The organism is Streptomyces sp. WMMC500 (assembly GCF_027497195.1).
In the GTDB taxonomy this organism is placed as follows: Bacteria; Actinomycetota; Actinomycetes; order Streptomycetales; family Streptomycetaceae; genus Streptomyces.
The window spans coordinates 8,284,281-8,303,510 of the sequence record NZ_CP114905.1; the positions used below are offsets into that span (position 1 = coordinate 8,284,281).

At 73.3% G+C, this 19,230-nt stretch carries 15 protein-coding genes and 1 pseudogene; 11 read left to right on the forward strand and 5 right to left on the reverse strand.

What is annotated here, in order from left to right; translation table 11 throughout:
- Positions 1 to 44 precede the first annotated feature (44 nt).
- Genes O7599_RS35680 through O7599_RS35715 form a run of 8 tightly spaced genes read left to right on the forward strand, consistent with a single transcriptional unit; the run spans position 45 to position 8,824 of the window.
- Positions 45 to 1,631, forward strand: coding sequence for a hypothetical protein (locus tag O7599_RS35680; RefSeq protein ID WP_281619748.1), 1,587 nt, complete (start codon positions 45 to 47; stop codon positions 1,629 to 1,631).
- A 38-nt stretch (positions 1,632 to 1,669) separates the two neighbouring features.
- Positions 1,670 to 2,653: a radical SAM protein gene (locus O7599_RS35685; protein ID WP_281619749.1), complete on the forward strand. Its 984-nt coding sequence runs from the start codon at positions 1,670 to 1,672 to the stop codon at positions 2,651 to 2,653.
- Positions 2,650 to 3,654 carry a hypothetical protein gene (locus tag O7599_RS35690; protein ID WP_281619750.1) on the forward strand — a complete coding sequence of 335 codons (1,005 nt, stop codon included), beginning with the start codon at positions 2,650 to 2,652 and terminating at the stop codon, positions 3,652 to 3,654. Before O7599_RS35685 ends, O7599_RS35690 begins: the two co-directional genes overlap by 4 nt.
- Complete coding sequence (locus O7599_RS35695) at positions 3,651 to 4,403, forward strand: hypothetical protein (protein WP_281619751.1); 753 nt, start codon at positions 3,651 to 3,653, stop codon at positions 4,401 to 4,403. The genes O7599_RS35690 and O7599_RS35695 overlap by 4 nt, the downstream gene beginning before the upstream one ends.
- Positions 4,404 to 4,439: 36 nt before the next feature.
- Positions 4,440 to 6,197, forward strand: a complete 1,758-nt coding sequence (locus O7599_RS35700) for an AMP-binding protein (protein WP_281619752.1) — start codon at positions 4,440 to 4,442, stop codon at positions 6,195 to 6,197.
- A gap of 31 nt (positions 6,198 to 6,228) precedes the next feature.
- Positions 6,229 to 7,191, forward strand: coding sequence for an ABC transporter ATP-binding protein (locus O7599_RS35705; RefSeq protein ID WP_281619753.1), 963 nt, complete (start codon positions 6,229 to 6,231; stop codon positions 7,189 to 7,191).
- 13 nt (positions 7,192 to 7,204) lie between these two features.
- The gene (locus tag O7599_RS35710; protein WP_281619754.1) at positions 7,205 to 7,981 is read left to right on the forward strand and encodes an ABC transporter permease; all 777 of its coding nucleotides are present in this window, start codon (positions 7,205 to 7,207) and stop codon (positions 7,979 to 7,981) included.
- A gap of 18 nt (positions 7,982 to 7,999) precedes the next feature.
- Complete coding sequence (locus O7599_RS35715) at positions 8,000 to 8,824, forward strand: ABC transporter permease (RefSeq protein ID WP_281619755.1); 825 nt, start codon at positions 8,000 to 8,002, stop codon at positions 8,822 to 8,824.
- A 28-nt stretch (positions 8,825 to 8,852) separates the two neighbouring features.
- On the opposite strand, the gene O7599_RS35720 is transcribed toward O7599_RS35715, so the two are convergent.
- From O7599_RS35720 to O7599_RS35730, 3 genes are all read right to left on the reverse strand, one after another.
- Positions 8,853 to 9,347: an RNA methyltransferase gene (locus O7599_RS35720; RefSeq protein ID WP_281619756.1), complete on the reverse strand. Its 495-nt coding sequence runs from the start codon at positions 9,345 to 9,347 to the stop codon at positions 8,853 to 8,855.
- Positions 9,348 to 9,390: 43 nt separating this feature from the next.
- On the reverse strand, positions 9,391 to 10,215 hold the full coding sequence (locus O7599_RS35725) for a M15 family metallopeptidase (protein ID WP_281619757.1): 825 nt from the start codon (positions 10,213 to 10,215) through the stop codon (positions 9,391 to 9,393).
- A gap of 78 nt (positions 10,216 to 10,293) precedes the next feature.
- Entirely contained in the window at positions 10,294 to 12,624 is a 2,331-nt protein-coding gene (locus O7599_RS35730; protein ID WP_281619758.1) for a TIM-barrel domain-containing protein, read from the reverse strand.
- Between the two features lie 257 nt (positions 12,625 to 12,881).
- On the opposite strand from O7599_RS35730, the gene O7599_RS35735 reads away from it, so the two are divergent.
- Together O7599_RS35735 and O7599_RS35740 are read left to right on the forward strand one after the other, a co-directional pair.
- A complete protein-coding gene (locus tag O7599_RS35735) occupies positions 12,882 to 14,975 on the forward strand; it encodes an acetoacetate--CoA ligase (protein WP_281619759.1) in 2,094 nt (697 codons plus the stop codon).
- A 74-nt stretch (positions 14,976 to 15,049) separates the two neighbouring features.
- Positions 15,050 to 15,934: a hypothetical protein gene (locus O7599_RS35740; protein WP_281619760.1), complete on the forward strand. Its 885-nt coding sequence runs from the start codon at positions 15,050 to 15,052 to the stop codon at positions 15,932 to 15,934.
- A 104-nt stretch (positions 15,935 to 16,038) separates the two neighbouring features.
- Here the strand turns inward: O7599_RS35740 and ptsP are convergent, their stop codons facing one another.
- Positions 16,039 to 17,709, reverse strand: a complete 1,671-nt coding sequence (gene ptsP / locus O7599_RS35745) for a phosphoenolpyruvate--protein phosphotransferase (RefSeq protein ID WP_281619761.1) — start codon at positions 17,707 to 17,709, stop codon at positions 16,039 to 16,041.
- Between the two features lie 100 nt (positions 17,710 to 17,809).
- Positions 17,810 to 18,258 (reverse strand): annotated as a pseudogene (locus O7599_RS35750) (PTS glucose transporter subunit IIA).
- 313 nt (positions 18,259 to 18,571) lie between these two features.
- Here O7599_RS35750 and O7599_RS35755 point away from each other — a divergent pair.
- Positions 18,572 to 19,192: a CDP-alcohol phosphatidyltransferase family protein gene (locus tag O7599_RS35755; protein WP_281619762.1), complete on the forward strand. Its 621-nt coding sequence runs from the start codon at positions 18,572 to 18,574 to the stop codon at positions 19,190 to 19,192.
- The last annotated feature ends 38 nt before the right edge of the window (positions 19,193 to 19,230 follow it).

Here is a 19,230-nt window from a genome sequence, read left to right on the forward strand (position 1 = left end):
ACGGAAAGCCGACCTCTCTGATGCAGGCCGTAGGGGGCCGTACCATGCACTCGGATGACATAACCGCGACCACCGCCGATCCCAGGGAAATCGCAGAACGGCTGCGAAAAGGCGCCGAGACGGGACTCGTCGAAGAACTCGGGAAGCTGCCCGACGACCTCAAGGTGTCCGTCGTCCAGCAGTTCTTCCGGCACGTGGAGCAGGGCACGCACACCACGGAGTACGACGCCCGGATGGTGCCGATGCTCCTGTCGGAGTGGTTCGGCATCGAGCTGCCGCCCACGGGCCCCCGCGCCGCGGCTGCCGCCGACGCGCCCGCCGGCCCCGGGCTGCCGGGCCGCGCACCCCACCCGGACGTCTGCCACGTCGACTTCGGCGGCACCGACCTGTTCTTCCACATGAGCACCGGGGGTGAGCAGGCCGCGGGTGAGCTGGTGGAGGCGATCACCACCGACACCGTGCTGTCGGTCGCCCGGACGTCGCCGCCCTGCGAGATGGCCGAGGTCGTGCCGCTCTGGCTGCAGGACCGCGGCCGGCCGGCCGCGGACTACTACCTGAGCGAACGGACGGACCACCCGGTCGCCGCCTACTTCGACCGCGTCACGGACGGGGTGCGCACCGAGCTGGGGGTGGAGATGACCGAGCGCTCCACCGAGATGGCCATCGTCGCCAACGCGGACGCGCTGCGCTTCCACCGGGACCGCCTCGTCAACCAGTACGCCCGTCTCGCCGAGACCGGCGCCGACACCGGCTCCTACCGGCTCGTTCAGCAACTCTCCCTCATCGACTGGGACATGCAGCCGGGGACGGTCTCCGGCACGGTCGTCGACCACCCCGGCGGAGACCGCTTCCTCCTGCCGCTCGGTCCCGGTGAGGTGACCGGCTTCTTCTTCACCGAGCCCGTGCGGCCGCCGGGACCGATGATGATGCCGTACCACTGCGCCCTCCCGGTCTTCGACCGCTCGGCCGGGTTCACCGTCGGCCCGGCCCGGGGCAAACGGCTGAGTGCGCTCGTACGCGGTCTGGCCCCCGCCGCACAGACGGCGCGGCTGCGGGAGCGGTCGGTCGGGCTGAGCCTCGACGCCCCGGCGGAAGCCGGTGCCGCCCGCACGTACGCCAGCGGTATCGAGATCCGCGCGGCCGACGGGCTGCCGGCGACGCGGCCGGTGCCCACGGCACTCCCGGCGAACGACGAGGGCCTGTCGGTCGTCGAGCTGAGCACGGAACACAACGCGGACCTCCTGCGCGCGGTGGCGCCGGGCTCGGCCGCCGGGGCGCGGCTGTACCGGGTGGAGAAGCACGGCGACGGGTTCTCGAACCTCGCCCGGGCGATTCCCGGTCTCCCGGCCGGTGCCCGGCTGTTCCTGGTCAGCAGGGCCCGTAACGAGACCGGCTCGCGGACCGTGTACCCGCTCACCCTCGACCACACGGTACGCAACCGCCCGTGGCTCCAGCTCCTGCCGCTTCCGCAGGACGCGGTCGTCACGGTTCCGCCCGGCGCGTTCGACCTGGTCCACCTCACCCCGCCGGACGAACTGCTGCACCGGTCCGCGCTGCTCGACTCGTTCCATCCCGCCACCAGTCTCGGGAAGCGGGTCCGCATCGCCCTCGACCTCGTCGTCATCCCCTAGGCACCTCCGCGTAGCCCGACACCTACGAGAGGACACCCATGGACACCGAAGGCCGTTTCGCCGAGAAGACCACGCTGCACATCCGCTCGCTCTCCGCCAAGAGCCCGGCCATGCGGGCCATGTACGACTACGACCCGGAGCACGAGAACATCCCCGCGAACACCGAACGGGACCTCCTCCTCGAAAAGGTCGCGCCGCCGGTCTTCGGCGTGGTCCGGAAGTTCGACGGGCGACTGCTGGTCCTGCTCTCCTACACCTGCGCCGCGCACTGCCGTTACTGCGAGCGGCAGGACCGCGTCGGCGTCGGCCTGGACCGGATGGGGCGGCTGACCACCCAGCAGCTCGACGACGTCATCGACTACGTGCGGTCCGACGAGTCGATCACGGAGGTCATTGCCAGCGGCGGCGACCCGCTCACCCACCCCAAGGGCCTGGAGTACCTCTTCGGCGCCCTGCGGGAGGTCGAGCACGTCAAGGTGCTGCGCATCCACACCCGCTTCCCGTTGCAGACGCCGCGACAGGTCAACGTCGACCTCATGGGTCGCCTCGCCGCCTGCAAGCCGACCGTGTTCCTCAGCCTGCATATCGACCACCCGGACGAGCTGACGGACGAAGTGGTCGACCTGATCGGCCGGTTCCGCGCGCAGGGTTACATCCTGATCAGCCAGAGCGTGTTCCTGAAGGGCGTCAACGACGACGTGGAAACGCTCGCCACGCTCTTCGGCGAACTGTTCTTCCTGGGAGTGCGCCCCTATTACATCTACCACTGCCAGCGCATCGAGACGACCGCGCGCTTCGAGATGGAGTTCGACGACGAGATCAAGATCATGTCGACGCTCCGGGAACGCCTGAGCGGCCTGGCGTATCCCCAGCACGTACTCGACCTCCCCGGCGCCCGCGGCAAGGTCGTCGTGCCGACCACGCACTGGGACTTCGACCACGCCAGGACCCGGGACTTCGACGGCCGCGAACTGAGCACCGACACCTGGCAGGTCACGACGGCCGACGAGCAGAAGTCGTGACCGTCCTGCTCTACGACGTCCCGCGGACCGAACTCCACGACGAGGAGTCGATCGAGTACGAGATCCGGCGGAACTTCGAGACCGAGGAGAGCATCAAGGCCCTCGCCGACCACTGCCGGAGTTTCCTGCCCGGCCTGACCACGCTCAACGTCGCCGACGAGAACTGGACGGGCCGGCTGCACGGCCGGCGCGTCCTCAACTACACCTACGCCTTCGGCCTGCTCGACACGAGCGTCCGGCCCACGCTCCTCCTCGAAGCGGCCGGCGCCGACTACCTCGGGGCACGCCCGGCCGGCCTCTACCTCAGCGCCAACAAGCCGCACGTCTCGGACCTGATGGCGAGCCTCGGTTTCTCCTGTCCGCGCCAGCAGCTCGTCTGCGGGCCGCTGTCGCCCGCGGACGCGGAACGGCTTTCCCGGCGGCTGGAGCCGGCCGAGCACCTGGTGCTGAAACCGGCGTACGAGGAGTCGAGCATCGGCCTGGCCCTGCTGCCGAACGAGCCGAAGGCGCTGCGGGAGGCGGTGAACGGTCTCCAGCGCCGGCTGCCGTGCGTCGCGCTGCTCCAGGAGTACGTGGACGGGGTGGACGTGACGGTTCCGGTGATCGGCAGGTCGTCACCGCGCTGCCTGCCGGCGGTCGTCCTCGAACGCGACACCTGGGGATCCGTCCCGGCCGTGATGGACGCCGCCACCAAGGCGACGAAGGCGACCGTGCACTACGCGTCCACGGCCGGCTGGGACGGGGAGCTGCAGGCCCGGATCTACGCCATGGCCTTCGCCGCCACCGAGGTCGCCGGACTGCGGGACTACTCGCGACTCGACTGCCGGGTCACTCCCGCCGGCCGGTGCGTCTTCCTGGAGATCAACGCCAACCCGCAACTGGGCCTCGGCAAGGCGTCGTTCGCGGTGTCGGCGGGCGTGATCGGCAAGGAGGTCGGCGAGGTCGTCCGCGCGATCGTGCGGGACACCCCGGCGGCACTCCCCGGGACGGTGGGCCGGTGATCCCCGGGCCCGGCCGGCGGCCTCCCCGCCGGATCGCCCTGTGGTCGGGCCCGCGCAGCCTGTCCACCGCGCTGCTGCGCTCGTGGGAGAGCCGGGCCGACACGGCCGTCAGCGACGAGCCGTTCTACGCGTACTTCCTGACGGCGACCGGTGCCGACCGGCCCAACGCCGGCGACTCCCTGGACAGCCAGCCGCACGACTGGCGCGTCGTGCTCGGCCGGCTGCTGGGCGAGGTGCCGGACCGCCGGCCGATCTGGTTCCAGAAGCACCACGCGATGCACCTGCTGCCCGAGGTGCCCCGGTCCTGGATCGCCGGGATGACGAACTGCTTCCTCGTCCGCCACCCCGCGCGCGTGGCGGTGTCGTACGCCCGGATCAGGCCCGGGTTCACCGCGGAGGATCTCGGCTTCCGGCAGTTGCGTGCGGTGTTCGGCTACGTGACGGAGCACTGTCCCGGCACGCCTCCGGTGCTGAACGCCGCGGATCTCGCGAGGGACCCGCCCACGGCGCTCAAGGCCCTGTGCGCGGCGCTCGGCGTGGACTTCACCGAGGACATGCTCGCGTGGCCGCCCGGCAGGCACGAGCACGACCCCTCGCTCGGAGACCCCTGGTACCGGAACGTCCAGGGCTCCAGCGGCTATCTGCCGTACACCGAGGACGAGCCGCAGGTGCCGGCGGAACTGCGCGGAGTCGTCGACGCGTGCATGGACGACTACCTGCACCTGGACCGGCACCGCATCCACTGCTGAACAGACCGCACCCCACCCACCGCACACGGAGGCACGATGGCTGCGTCAACCGACCTGCGAAGGGAGCTGTCGGCGCTCTGGCTGGCGGCCCTCGCCCTGCCGCCCGGCGAGGAGGTCGCCGGCGGGGAAGCCTTCTTCGACGCCGGCGGCGACTCGCTCGCGGTGATCATGCTCCACACGACGATCGAGGAGCGGCTGAGGCTGGACATCGATGTCGGCGAGGTCTTCGACGTTCTCGCCACGCGCGACTTCGACGCTCTGGTCGCACTGGTCTCGGCAACCGCCGGACCCGGGGCCGCGGCTCCCGCCGCCGCTGACGCCCCCGGTGCCACCGCCGCCGGCGACGGGGACGGCGTACGCGCGCACCAGCACATCGGCGAGCGCATCGGCGTGCTGGCCGCGCGCCATCCCGACCGTACGGCCGTGATCAGCGTCCGGCCGGACGGCGCCGAGACCTCTGTGACCTGGGCCGAACTTCAGGCGCGCAGCAACGCCGCCGCCCGGGCGCTCGCCGCCGCCGGGGTCGGCGGGGACGACGTGGTCGTGGTCTGCCTGCCCAACGGCATCCCGCACATCGTCTCCACGCTGGCCGCCTGGAAGGTCGGCGCGCTCGTCGTGCCCGTCAACCCCGCGCTCCCCGAGCGGGAGCACGCGGAACTGCTCGCCCGGGTTGCGGGGGCCCATGTCATCGGCGGCCGCTCCGGTTCGCCACCACCCGCGGACCTGCCGGCCACCGCGGCGGACGGGGCGGAGTACCCGTCCTCCGGGGTGCCGCGGTCGGCGGCCCTGACCGGCGGAAGCACCGGCACCTCGCGGATCGTGCTGCGGCGGCATCCGTGGACGTACGACCCCGACGCACCCGCGCCCGCCGGCTACAGCCTGGAGGGGATGCGGACCGGCCAGGTCCAGTTGGTCTCCCTCCCCATGTACCACGGCGGTTTCCTGGAGACCCACAACGGGCTCGCGATGGAGCACACCGTCGTGGTGATGGAACGGTTCTCGCCGACGTTGTTCCTGCGTCTCGTGGAGCGGCACCGGGTCGCCTTCCTGGTGCTGGTGCCGACCCTCATGCGTGCCATCGCCTCGGTGCCGGACGTCGAGTCCTTCGACCTCGGCAGCATCGAGGCCCTGTACCACGGGTCCGGGGGCTGCCACGAGTCGGACAAGCGCCGGTGGCTCGACCTGCTCTCGCCGGAGCGCGTGTACGAGGACTACGGCTCCATCGAGGACATCGGCTTCCTCACCATCAGAGGCGACGAGTGGCTGAAACATCCGGGAAGCGTGGGGCGGCCGTCCGGGGACGTGACCGTACGGATCCTCGACGACGACGGCGCCGGCGTGCCGGCCGGGACGGTCGGCAACGTGTACGTCCGTTCGTCGCGCTCGACGCAGCCCCGCTACCTCGGCGGCGGGCCGCCCCTCGCCGGGAGGGACGGGTTCCTGACCGTCGGCGACCTCGGTTACCTGGACGAGGACGGCTACCTGTATCTCGTCGACCGCCGGGCGGACATGATCAACGTCGGCGGGATCAACGTCTATCCGGCCGAGATCGAAGGGGTGCTGGCCGAGCTTCCCGACGTCGCCGACGTGGCGGTCGTGGGACGGCCCCACGACGTCCTCGGCGCGGCCGTGCACGCCGTGGTCGTACCGGCCGCGGGGAGCCGGCCGCGCGAACAGGACCTCGACGCCCACTGCCGCGGCCGGCTGGTGCGCACCAAAGTCCCCGTCTCCTACACGTTCACCGACCGGCTCCCCCGGGACGCGGCCGGCAAGCTCCGCCGACGCGACCTGTGACCCTTCGCCCGCGAGACGCCCCGGAGTACCGATGACCACCCGGACCCCCGCCGACGACGTGCTGCTGCACGCCCGCGGCCTGGTCAAGCGCTACCGCAGGAGCCGGCACGGCGAGCCGTTCACCGCCGTCGACGGCATCGACTTCGCCGTACGGCGCGGCGAGGCGTTCGGCTTCCTCGGCCCCAACGGCGCGGGCAAGTCCTCCACCATGCGCATGATCGCCTGCGTGTCGCCCGCGACGGCCGGCACCCTGCGTATCCTCGGCCGCGACCCGGCGACGGACGGGGCACTGATCCGCAGCCGCATCGGCGTCGTACCGCAGGACGACACGCTCGACGCCGAACTGACCGTCCGGGAGAACATCCTCGTCTACGGGCGCTACTTCGGCCTGCCCCGCCGGGCCGTCCGTGAGAAGGCCGCGGAGCTCCTGGAGTTCGCGCAGCTCGGCGAGCGGGCGGACAGCCCGGTCGAGAGCCTCTCCGGGGGCATGCGCCGCCGGCTCACGATCGCCCGTTCGCTCGTCAACGACCCCGAGGTCCTGCTGCTGGACGAGCCCACCACCGGACTCGACCCGCAGGCGCGGCACGCCCTGTGGGACAAGCTCTTCCGCCTCAAGCGCGGCGGCATCACCCTCATCCTGACCACCCACTACATGGACGAGGCGGAACAGCTCTGCGACCGCCTGACGGTCATGGACCACGGCAGGATCGTCGCGACGGACACTCCCGCCGGGCTGATCGAGCGGCACTCCACCCCCGAGGTGCTGGAGCTGCGCTACCACCCCGAGGTCCAGTCCGTCATGGCGGAGAAGCTCGCCGGCCTCGCCGAACGGATCGAGGTACTTCCCGAGCGCCTGCTGCTCTACACCGGCAACGGCAGGGCGACGCTGGCCCGGGTCCTCGCCGGGAACGACGAGCCGCTCACCAGCCTGGTGCGGCGGGCCACCCTCGAGGACGTCTTCCTCACCCTCACCGGCCGCAGCCTCGTCGACTGAGGAGCCCACCGCCGTGAACGCCCCCGCCCTGCGCGAGTTCTCGTACCGCATGATCCGCTACCGGCGCACCTGGCGCGGCACGGTCGTGGTCAGCGTCGCCAACCCGCTGATGTTCCTGCTCGCCCTCGGCGGCGGGCTGGGCACGCTGATCGACCGCAACGCCCCCGCCTCCCTCGGCGACGTCTCCTACGTGGCCTTCCTCGCCCCGGGGCTGCTGGCGGCGGCCACGATGCAGACCGCCGTGCTGGAGTCGACCGGCCCCGTCTACGAGTCGACGCGCGGGCGGGGCAACTACCGGGCCGCTTCGGCGACCTGCGTGGAGCCGTTCCAGATCTATCTGGGCCATCTGTTGTTCATCGCCTTCCGGGCGGTGACCAGTGCCCTGGCCTTCGTGGCGGTCATGGCGGCCTTCGGCCTGTCGCGATCGCCCGGCACCGCGGCGGCCCTGGTGGGCGCCGCGGCGCTGACCGGGGTGGCGTTCGCCGCCCCGATGGCGGCCTGGGCGGTGGGGGTGCGCCGCCCGGCGTCCCTGGACAGCGTCTTCCGGTTCGTCGTCATGCCCCTGTACATGCTGTCCGGCACCTTCTTCGCCGTGGACCAACTCCCCGCCGCGGTCCGGCCGCTGGCCTGGGTGACACCCCTGTGGCACGGGGTGGACCTCTGCCGGACCGTCAGCCTCGGCACCGACCGGCCGGCCATGACGATCGTGCACGTCTGTTGTCTGGTCGCCCTCACCGTGGCCGGCTGCGCGGCCGGCCGGGTCACCTACCGGCGACAACTGCACCCGTGAGAGAACGAGGAGCAAGGCGTGAGCACGGAGACTTCCGGCGGGGCGTTCGCCCACCGGCCCGGTGGGTGGAAAGACCTGTCACTGCGCCGCTCCGGCCGGCTGGTGGAACGCCATCTGCTGATCTACCGGCATACTCCGGGGGTGCTGGTGGCGGAGATATTCGAGCCCCTTCTCTACCTGCTCGCCATCGGCGTCGGAATCGGCCATCTCGTCGGCGACGTGCCCGGAGTCGAGGACTCCGCCGACGGCTACAGCGCCTTCGTCGCGCCCGCGCTGCTCGCCACGGCCGCTATGAACGGAGCGATGAACGAAACCACCTTCAACCTGCTGCGCAAACTGAGGGTGGACAGAATCTACGACTCGGTGCTGACCACCCCGATGACGGTCTCCGACATCGCCCTGGGGGAGGTCTGCTGGGCGGTGCTGCGCGGCACCCTCACCTCCACCGGATTTCTCGCCGTCATCGCTGCCCTCGGGCTCGTCCAGTCGCCGTGGGCGGTGCTGGTGATCCCGTGCGCGGCCCTGGTCGGCTTCGCCTTCGCCGCCGTGGGACTCGCCGTGACGACCTTTCTGCGGGGCTGGCAGGATTTCCAGTACATCCAACTGGCCATGCTCCCGATGTTCCTCTTCGCGACGACCTTCTATCCGCTGGACGTCTACCCGCGCCCGGTCCAGGCCGTGGTCGCGTGTCTGCCGCTCTACCAGAGCATCGAGCTGACCCGGGGGATCGCGCTGGGCCGCTTGGCTATCTCTTTGCCGGTAGCCGTCGCCTACCTGGTGCTCATGGGACTGGCCGGCCTGGTGATCGCCCGCGGCAGGCTGGCCCGGGTACTTCTCCGTTAGGAGCCGTCCCTGGCCGCCCGTCGCCCGGTCACCCTTCGGGGTACTGCTTGCAGTACTCGTACAGCGCCATCGCCGTCGCGGTCGCGACGTTGTAGCTGTGCGGCATTCCCCAGACGGGAATCTCGACGCAGTCGTCGACGAACTTCAGTTCCTCCTCGGTGAGGCCGAGCCGTTCGTTTCCGACGGCGAGGGCCGTTTTCCGGGGGAAGGAGAAGCTGTGCAGGCTGTGCGAGTTCGTCGTCTGCTCCAGGCCGATCGTCCGGTATCCCGCCGCGCGGAGATCCCTGAGTACGGGGGGAAGCGTCCGCCGGACCTCGATCGTGACGTGCTCCAGGCTGTCCCGTGCGACGTCCGGGTCGATTTTCGCGTTGCCGCACGCGATGACCCGGGTGATTCCGCAGCACCCCGCGGTGCGCACAATGCTGGACAGATTCGCGCGGGTACGGAGAGGAGCGCAGGCCAGCACGATTTCGCGCTCTCTGGTCAGCGTCGCCGGTGGCCGATGCCGAATGTGGTCGAACATGATCGGCTCAGTCTACAAGGGGCACCCCCGCCACCCGCCCCCGCTACCCGCGCCCGGACAGCGCACGGCGGTGGACCGGGAAGTCGAAGTAGGTGTCGGGGAACGGCTCGTCCGCGAGCCCGAAGTGCCACCATTCGTACTCGTAGTTGACGAAGCCGGCCGCCTCCAGTCCTTCCTTGAGCCGCAGCCGGTTGGCGCGCTGCTCGCCCCGCACCCGCTCGTCCAGCGTGTGGCTGAGGGTGTCGAAGCAGTCGTAGCCGGTCGCCATGTCGACCGAGTTGTCGGGGAAGCGCTCCTGCCGCGGGGCGGCGCAGTCGACGAGCGGTTCGCCGGGGACGTACGGCCGGGTGGGTTCGGCCGGCAGCTTCACCAGCGTGAGGTCCACGACGCTGCCCCGGCTGTGCCCGGAGCGTTCGGCGATGTAGCCGTCCTCGAAGAGCCGGGACTTGTCCACGCGCGGGTAGAACTCGTCCTTCATCCGCTGGTCGTCCAGGTCCTCGGCCCACGCCACGAACTGGTCCACCGCGCGCTGCGGGCGGTAGCAGTCGTAGACCTTCAGCGAGTAGCCGTCCCTGCGGAAAGCCCGCTGCGCCTTCTTCAGCGCCCGGGCGGCGTCCTCGGTGAGGATGCACATCGGCTGGCGGTAGCCGTCGATGCGCTCGCCGGTGAAGTTGTGCCGGGTGACGTAGCGGATGTCGTGCAGGATCGTGCGGTCCACGTCGGAGAGCGCGACGAACTCCTTCGGGGCCTTCGGCTCCGGCTTCGCGGTGGCCGGGGGCGCCACCGTGGCGGTGACGGCGAGAGCCGCGGCGGAGGCCAGGACGGCGAGCCGGCTCAGGGGGCGCGCGAGGGCGGCGTTCTTTGGCATGGCCCTTTCACTATCGCGCTCGCGGGCGTGTGGGAAGGGGGCGGCGGCGGCCATTCGGGTGGCCGGTCCCGCCCGCGCTCACTCGCCCCGCACCCGCACCGGCAGGTCGGGCTCCGCGCCGTCCTCGCGCTGGACCGTCGTACGGCCCGTCCACCGCGTCACGTACCGGTCGAGGCGCGGTGCCTCCCAGCCGTCGCCGTCGTTCCGCACGACCACGCCGCCGCCGGTGACGCCGGGCGCCGGCGCCCAGACCTCCAGCTCCATGCCGCCGTCCGCGCCCGTGACCGGCAACACCGCGCCCGCCCGGGCCAGCACCGGCACGCGGTCCTGCGGCGCCGCCAGCTCCACGGTGCCCGGGCCCCTCAGCGCGCGGCCCGTCGCCGTGTCGTACCACCGCCCCGCCGGCAGCCGCACCGCGCGCCGCCGCACCCCCGCGGCCAGGACCGGCGCCACCAGCAGCGCGTCGCCGAGCAGAAAGGCGTCCTCCGTCTCGCGCAGCGCCCGGTCCGCGGGGTCGTACCACCACACAGGACGGACGAAAGGCGCGCCTGTGCGCTCCGCGAGCCGGGCGAGCGTCCTGAAATACGGCCGCAGGCGCTCCCGCTCGCGCAGCGCCGCGCCGGCGTGCGCCAGCACCTCGGGCCCGAACTCCCACGGCTCGCGCCGGCCCGCGTCGAACGCGCAGTGCGTGCGGAACAGCGGAAGGTACGAGCCGAGCTGGAGCCAGCGCAGATACAGCTCCGGCTCCGGCCGCCCGTCGAACCCGCCGACGTCCGGTCCCGAGTACGGCACCCCGCACAGGCCGAGGCCGACGACGAGCGCCAGCGACGCCGCCAGGCCGGGCCAGCCGGTGGCCACGTCGCCGGACCAGGTGCCGCCGTAGCGCTGCAGGCCGGCCCAGCCGGAGCGGGAGAACAGGAAGGGGCGGCGGTCGGGCTGCAGACCGGTCAGCGCCCCGTACGCGGCGCGGGCCATGAGCAGTGCGTAGACGTTGTGCGCCTCGCGGTGGTCGCCGCCGCGGCCCTCCAGGGCGTGCCGGGCGGAGCGGGGCAGGGTCTGCTCGCCGAAGGCCGCGAAGGACGCGGGCTCGTTCATGTCGTGCCAGAAGCCGGTGAAGCCCTGCTGCAGCCGCTCGGCGTAGAGCCCGCCCCACCACTTGCGCGCCCGCGGGTCGGTGAAGTCGGGGAAGACCGCGTCGCCCGGCCACACCACGCCGCGTACGGGCCTGCCGCGCGTGTCCCGTACGAACGCGTCGGCGGCCACGCCCGCGTCGTACACCGGATAGCCCGGCTCCGCCTTCACCCCCGGGTCGACGATCGAGACCATGCGCACGCCGTCGGCGGCCAGCTCCCGGGCCAGCCGGGGCAGGTCGGGGAAGCGCTGCGGGTCGGCGGTGAAGACGCGGTGGCCGTCGTAGTGGTCGATGTCCAGGTGCACCGCGGCCAGCGGCAGACCGCGCTCGCGGTACCCGCGCACCACGCGGCGCACGCCCTCGGCGCCGCCGAAGCCCCAGCGGGCGTGCTGGTGGCCCAGCGCCCAGCCCGGCGGGACGGCGGGGGCGCCGGTGAGCGCCGTCCAGCTCTGCAGGACGCGGGCCGGGGAGCCGGCCATCACCCAGTAGCGCAGCGGGCCGCCGTCCATGCGCACCTCGACGCGGCCGGGGCGGTCGTGGCCGGAGCCCGCGCCCTCGGCGCCGCGGTACAGCTCGACGCTGCCGTCCCAGGAGTTGTCGTGGAAGAGCAGATGGCAGCCGGCGTCGGAGACGACGAACTGCACGGGCATCGTCAGCGACAGCGGATCGTCGCCGGGGGTGAAGGCGCCGCCGGGATCGGTGTTCCACAGGCGGTAGCGGCCGTCCGGCAGGGAGGGGCCCGCGGACCGGCCGCCCAGGCCGAAGAACCGGGCGTCGGGGGCGACGTGCGCGCGCTGCACCCAGCGCCGTACGCCGCCGGCCTCCGGGCCCGCCGGGCCGCCGGGCGACTCCCACCAGCGCGGCGGCTGCTCCCGGCGCAGCGCCACGCCGGCCGGCGTGCGGACCTCCACCGCCCCCCGGCGGGACACCGCCACCGTGACCCGCTCCGACACCACCCGCCAGCCGCCGCCCGCCGCGTCCGGTTCGAGCTCCACGCGCGCGTCCGTCTCCGGCCCGCGGGCGAGCGCGTACGAAGGCTCCGGCTCGGTACCGTCCCAGCCGCAGAACACCGCGCCGGTCGTCGTCACCCGCAGTTGCAGCGTGGAGCGGCCGAAGCGGATCACGCCCCCGCCGGGGGCGGGTTCGGCCGCGACCGCGAGCCCCGGCACCCGGGCCCGTTCCACACGGCGGCGGGGGAGCGCGGCGGCGTCGGCCCGCCGGTTCCGCACGGCGGCGCGCAGCGCGCGGGCACGCCGGGTGAGGACGGAGGGATCCATGCTGATCAGCCTGCCACCGCGCACTACGGCGAGCGAGAGAGTTCAACCGCTGTTCACCGGGAGTGCGGTCGCGCGCCCCCTGCGCACACCGCACCACGGCCCGGCCGGGTCGTACTGGTGCCGCATTCGATCACGTGGCATCGTCTCACCGGAGCACCGGCCACCCTCGCCGGGCGCTCCGCGAGCGCCGCGGCCGCCCCACCGGACCGGCGGCGGCGCAGACCCTCATGCGGATGCCGTACCACGGGAGTCACGCCATGCCGAGCCAGCCGCCCACAGAACCGCCCGCGCCGACCGCGGCTTCCTCGCCGGCTGCGTCGCCTCCGTCAGCTCCGCCGCCCGCGGCGCTGTGGCGGCCGGGGCCGGAGCGCGTCGCGCGGGCGCAGCTCACCCGCTTCCACCGCTGGGCCGCCGCGCACCACGGCGCGCCGGAACCCGTGCCCGGCGACCCGGAGGCGGACTACGCGGCGCTGCACCGCTGGTCGGTGGCGCCGGACGGCGGCCTCGCGCGGTTCTGGCAGGCGGCGGCCGAGTGGTTCGACGTCCGGTTCTCCAGCCCGTACGAGACGGTCCTCGCGGACGCCGCCATGCCGGGCGCCCGCTGGTTCCCCGGCGCCCGGCTCAACTACGCGGAGCACGCGCTGCGCCACGACGTCGGCGACGGGGGCGGTGCCGCCGCCGGGCCGGCACTGCTGCACGTCGCCGAGGGCGCCGAGCCGCAGCCCGTGAGCCGGGCGGAGCTGCGGGCGCGGGTCGGCTCGCTGGCGGCGGAGCTGCGCCGGCTCGGGGTGCGGCCCGGAGACCGCGTGGGCGCCTACCTGCCGAACATCCCGCAGGCCGTCGTCGCGCTGCTGGCGACCGCGGCGGTCGGCGCCGTCTGGACCTCCTGCTCGCCGGACTTCGGCGCCCGCAGCGTCCTGGACCGCTTCCGCCAGGTGGAGCCGGTGGTGCTCGTCACCGTCGACGGCTACCGCTACGGCGGCAAGGAACACGACCGCCGCGAGACCGTCGCGGAACTGCGCCGAGAACTGCCCACCCTGCGCGCCGTCGTGCACGTACCGCTGCTCGGCACCCCGCCGCCCGACGGCGCGCTGGAGTGGGACGCGCTGGTGGCCACGGGCGCCGAACCGGTCTTCGAGCAGGTGCCGTTCGACCACCCGCTGTGGGTGCTGTACTCCTCCGGCACCACCGGCCTGCCCAAGGCGATCGTGCAGTCCCAGGGCGGCATCCTGCTGGAACACCTGAAGCAGCTCGCGCTGCACTGCGACCTCGGCCCGGGCGACCGCTTCTTCTGGTACACCTCCACCGGCTGGATGATGTGGAACTTCCTCGTCTCCGGCCTGCTGGTGGGCGCCACCGTGATCACGTACGACGGCAGCCCCGGGCACCCGGACGTGGCCGGGCAGTGGCGGGTCGCGGAGCGCACGGGGGCGACGTTCTTCGGCACGTCCGCGGCGTACGTCATGGCCTGCCGCAAGGCGGACGTGCACCCCGGCCGCGACCTGGACCTGGCGCGCGTGCGCTGCGTGGCCACGACGGGTTCGCCGCTGCCGCCGGACGGATTCCGGTGGATCCACGACGAGTTCCACCGGGCCGGGCCTTCGGGCCCGGCGGACATGTGGATCGCGTCCGTCAGCGGCGGCACGGACGTGTGCAGTTGTTTCGCCGGCGCGGTGCCGACGCTGCCGGTGCACGTCGGCGAACTGCAGGCGGCGGGCCTGGCCACCGACCTGCGGGCGTGGGACCCGGCGGGCGAGCCGGTGACCGACGAGGTGGGTGAGCTGGTGGTGACGCAGCCGATGCCGTCGATGCCCGTACGTTTCTGGAACGACCCGGACGGCGGGCGCTACCGGGACAGCTACTTCTCCACGTACCCCGGCGTCTGGCGCCACGGCGACTGGATCACGCTCACGTCCCGCGGCTCGGTGGTCATCCACGGCCGCTCCGACTCGACGCTGAACCGGCAGGGCGTGCGGATGGGGTCCGCGGACATCTACGAGGTGGTGGAGCGGCTGCCGGAGGTGCGGGAGTCGCTGGTGATCGGCGTGGAGCAGCCCGACGGCGGGTACTGGATGCCGCTCTTCGTCGACCTGACCCCCGGCGCGCGGCTGGACGACGGGCTGCGGAACCGGATCCGCGACGCGCTCCGCGCGCAACTGTCGCCGCGGCACGTGCCGGACGAGGTGATCGAGGTCGAGGCCGTGCCGCACACGCTGACGGGCAAGCGGCTGGAGGTGCCGGTCAAGCGGATGCTGCAGGGCACGCCCCTGGAGAAGGCGGTCAACCCGGGGTCGGTCGACCGGGTGGAGCTGCTGAGGTTCTACGAGCGGCTGGCGCGCGAGCGGGACTGACCGCTCCCGGCGGGACTGTCAGACCCCGCGACTACGGTGCGTAGTGACTGGTTGCGCTCCGTAGAGGGGGAGTCATGGCGCGTACGAGGACGGACGCCCGGCTGGTGCGCCGGGAGATGCCGGGCACGGTGGGGCTGTTGGCGGATGCCGCGGACTTCGCGGCGATGCGGCGGTATGCGAGCTTTCTCTTCGACGATCACCCGGCGTATCTGCGGCAGGTGGGGGGTGTGCTGCGGGCCCGGGCGGCCCAGGGGGCGTACACGGCCGTGGCGCTCTTCGACCCGCCGGGCTTCGCGCGCTACTGCGCGGAGCGGGGACTGGAGCCGGACAGCCCGACGAGCCGCTGCCGGTACGTCGCGGAGGCCGCCGCCCGTGGCCCGGCGGTGCCGTACGGGGGACAGCCGATGGACCGGCTGGTGCCCGAACTGCTCGACACCGCGGCCCGCGGCCGCTCCCGCGAGCGCGCGGCGACGCTGCTGGCCGCGGCGGGCCGGTGCGAGGACTGCGGCGAGCACCGCGCGGACGCGGCGCTGGCCCGCGCGGGCGTGCTGGTCGACAGGCTGACCGAGGCGCTGGGGGCGGGCGCGCAGCACGTGGTGTGCACCGTCCGCTCGGCGGGCTTCCCCCTGGTCGCGGTGGCCCGCGGCGCGGCGTCGCCGGGGGAGGGGGCGCCGCGGCTGCGGCTTGCGGACGCGGAGGCACTGCGGCTGGTGCTGGCGGCGGGCATCGCCACGTCGGGGACGGGCGGGGTGGTGGCCCGTACGACCCGGGCGGACGGCGGGGAGCGGGTCCGCGGCTGGCGGCTGCGGAACGGCTGGCTGGAGCCGCTGACGGAGAAGGAGGTCTACGCGGCGTACTGCACCGACGCCAGGACGGGAGCCCCGCTTCCCCCGGAACCCGGTGTCGGGTACCGCGCCGGCACGCCGCTGCCCCGCCCGGAGAAGGGCTGCCACCGATGACGGCCAGGTCCGCCTCGCCGCACCCCCGTGCGCCACTCCCGTGCCGCACGCTCACCGGGGCAGTCGCGCGGCGCACACCCCGCCGGCCCGGCCGGCCGGGCGGCCTACTCGCCGGACAGGACCGTCCGTGCCGCCTCCCGGGCCTCCTGCGCCGTGTCTGCGGCCCGTGCCGCCGACGCCGCGCGCTCGCACTGCGCCAGCGTGTGCTTCGCCAGCGTCGCCCGGACGTACGGGATCGCCGCCGCCCCCATCGACAGCGACGTGACCCCCAGCCCCGTCAGCACGCACGCCAGCAGGGGATCCGACGCCGCCTCACCGCACACGCCGCAGCTCTTGCCCTCCGCCCTGGCGCCCTCCGCCGTGAAGGACACCAGGTCCAGCAGCGCCGGCTGCCACGGGTCCTGCAGCCGCGACACCGCCCCGACCTCGCGGTCGGCCGCGAAGGCGTACTGCGCCAGGTCGTTCGTGCCCAGCGACAGGAACTCGACCTCCTGGAGGATCGCCCGCGAACGCAGCGCCGCCGCCGGGATCTCCACCATGACGCCGGCCTTCGCGGGCAGCCCCGCGTCCCGGCACGCCGCCGCGAAGTCCGCGGCGTCCCGGCGGTCGGCCACCATCGGCGCCATCACCTCAAGGTGGACGGGCAACCCGGCCGCCGCCTTGGACAGCGCGGTGAGCTGCGTGCGCAGCACGTCGGGGTGGGCCAGCAGCGAACGAAGTCCGCGCACGCCCAGCGCCGGGTTCGGCTCGTCGGCAGGGGTGAGGAACTCCAGCGGCTTGTCGGCGCCCGCGTCCAGGACGCGCACCACGACCCGGCCCTCCGGGAACGCCTCCAGCACCCGGCGGTACGCCTCGATCTGCGTCTGCTCCGACGGCGCCGTCCGGCTGTCGTCCAGGAACAGGAACTCCGTGCGGAACAGCCCCACGCCCTCCGCGCCGGCCGCGACGGCCGCCGGCACGTCGGCCGGGCCGCCGACGTTCGCCAGCAGCGGCACCCTGTGCCCGTCGGAGGTCGCCCCCGGGCCGGTGACCGCCGCGAGCGCCGCCTTGCGCTCGGCCGCGACCTGCTCCATCTCCGCGCGCTTGTCGGGCCCGGGTTCGACGAACACCTCGCCGGTCGAGCCGTCGACGGCCACGACCGTCCCCTCGGCCAGTTCCCCGGCGCCCGGCAGCGCCACCACGGCCGGCACGCCGAGCGCGCGGGCGAGGATCGCGCTGTGGCTCGTCGGCCCGCCCTGCTCGGTGACGAAGCCGAGGACGAGCGAGGGGTCGAGCAGGGCGGTGTCGGCCGGCGCCAGGTCGCGGGCGATCAGCACGTACGGCTCGTCGCTGTCCGGCACCCCCGGCATCGGCACGCCCAGCAGCCGGGCCACGATCCGGTTGCGCACGTCGTCCAGGTCGGCGACCCGGCCGGCCATGTACTCCCCGGCCCCGGCGAGCAGCTCGCGGTAGGCCGCGAACGCGTCGTACGCGGCGCGCTCGGCGGAGGAGCCGACCGCGATCCGCCGCTCCACGTCCGCCGCCAGCTCCGGGTCCTGCGCGATCATGGCCTGCGCCTCCAGTACGGCCTGCGCCTCGCCGCCGGCCAGGTTGCCGCGCGCCACCAGGTCGGCGGCCACCGCCTCCACGGCCTTGCGCACGCGCTCCTGCTCCCGCGGCGCCTCCGCCGCCGGAATCTGCTTCGCCGGCGGTTCGAGCACCGCCGTGCCCATGTGCCGTGCCTCGCCGATCGCCACCCCGTGGCTCACGCCGACGCCTCGCAGGGTCGTCTCCATGTCACCAGTCTTCCGCAAGTGCGCGGCGGCGTCCCACCGCGGCTGTCGTACACGCACGGGCCGCGGCACCGGGGCCCGCCGGAGGGTCACCGCCGGCTCGTCACCCCCAGGTGAACAGCGCGTCGCCGGCCTTGATCTCCCCGCCCTCGGCCACCGTGGACAGCGCGCCGCCGGCCGCGTCCAGGGCCACCACCGGCGAGATCGGCGACTTGCCGGCCTCCTCGACGGCGATGGTGTCCCAGCGGATCACGGGCTGGCCGCGCTCGACCCGGTCGCCCTTGGCGACGAGCAGTTCGAAGCCCTCGCCGTTGAGCTGCACGGTGTCGATGCCCAGGTGGGTGAGCACGCCGTGCCCTCGTCGTCCACGACGACGAACGCGTGCGGGTGCAGGGAGACCACCAGGCCGTCGATCGGCGCGACCGCCTCGGCGGGCCCGCGTGCGGGGTCCACCGCGGTGCCCGGACCGACCATCGCCCCCGAGAAGACCGGATCGGGCACGGCGGCGAGCCCGATGGCGCGGCCGGTGAGCGGGGACGAGACTTGAGTCATGCCGGGGCCTCCAGAAAACAGCGGGGGGTCGGCGCCGCCCGCGTCCGTGGGGGCCGCGCCGCTCTTGAAGCGTAACCAATCGGAATTTGACGTTCCGCACCGAGTCGGGCCAGGCCGGGCGCACCGCCGCCCGGCCCCCGGACCGTCCACACCGCCACTGCCCGGACCCGCCCCCGCACCTGCTCCCTCACCCGCTCCCGAACCGGCTCCCGAACCGGCCTGCGCGCGGGCCCGTTGGCGCCGACGGGTAAGGTCAGAACGCATCGCCGGTGCGTCCGGCGGCACCGGCGGGAACGGACGGGGAGGCACGCGGGTGGAGGTCCAGGAGACGGCTGAAGCGAAGGACCGCGTCTTCACCGTCCCCAACCTCCTCAGCATGTCCCGGCTCGTCCTGGTGCCCGTCTTCCTGTGGCTCATCCTGTGGCCCGAGTTCGGCGGCCCCGACGCCGACGGCTGGGCGCTGGGCATCCTGGCGTTCAGCGGCGTCAGCGACTATCTCGACGGCAAGCTCGCCCGGCGCTGGAACCAGGTCTCGAACCTCGGCCGCATCCTGGACCCGGCCGCCGACCGGCTCTACATCCTGGCCACGCTCGTCGGCCTGACCTGGCGGGAGATCCTGCCGCTGTGGCTGCCGGTCCTGCTGCTCTCCCGCGACGTGATCGTCGGAGCGGCCGTCTGGCTGCTCGGCCGCCACGGCTACCCGCCGCCGCAGGTGAACTTCCTCGGCAAGTCGGCCACCTTCTGCCTGATGTACGCCTTCCCGTTGCTCCTCCTCAGTGACGCAAGTGGATGGCTGTCGTCACTCTCTGCTATTTTCGGATGGGCGTTCGCCGGCTGGGGTACAGCGCTGTACTGGTGGGCCGGCGGCCTCTACCTCATCCAGGTGCGCCGTCTCATCCGAGAGGACGCCCGCGCGGACACCACCCCCGACTAGGCGGCAGCCGGCATCGCCGTCTCACGCCCAAGGAGGAC

Excerpts from the sequence above, each read along its gene's own strand:
- O7599_RS35680 (WP_281619748.1), top strand. The coding sequence starts at position 45 with ATGCACTCGGATGACATAACCGCGACCACCGCCGATCCCAGGGAAATC.
- O7599_RS35685 (WP_281619749.1), top strand. The coding sequence starts at position 1,670 with ATGGACACCGAAGGCCGTTTCGCCGAGAAGACCACGCTGCACATCCGC.
- O7599_RS35700 (WP_281619752.1), top strand. The coding sequence starts at position 4,440 with ATGGCTGCGTCAACCGACCTGCGAAGGGAGCTGTCGGCGCTCTGGCTG.
- O7599_RS35705 (WP_281619753.1), top strand. The coding sequence starts at position 6,229 with ATGACCACCCGGACCCCCGCCGACGACGTGCTGCTGCACGCCCGCGGC.
- O7599_RS35720 (WP_281619756.1), bottom strand. The coding sequence starts at position 9,347 with ATGTTCGACCACATTCGGCATCGGCCACCGGCGACGCTGACCAGAGAG.
- O7599_RS35725 (WP_281619757.1), bottom strand. The coding sequence starts at position 10,215 with ATGCCAAAGAACGCCGCCCTCGCGCGCCCCCTGAGCCGGCTCGCCGTC.
- O7599_RS35730 (WP_281619758.1), bottom strand. The coding sequence starts at position 12,624 with ATGGATCCCTCCGTCCTCACCCGGCGTGCCCGCGCGCTGCGCGCCGCC.
- O7599_RS35735 (WP_281619759.1), top strand. The coding sequence starts at position 12,882 with ATGCCGAGCCAGCCGCCCACAGAACCGCCCGCGCCGACCGCGGCTTCC.
- O7599_RS35740 (WP_281619760.1), top strand. The coding sequence starts at position 15,050 with ATGGCGCGTACGAGGACGGACGCCCGGCTGGTGCGCCGGGAGATGCCG.
- ptsP (WP_281619761.1), bottom strand. The coding sequence starts at position 17,709 with ATGGAGACGACCCTGCGAGGCGTCGGCGTGAGCCACGGGGTGGCGATC.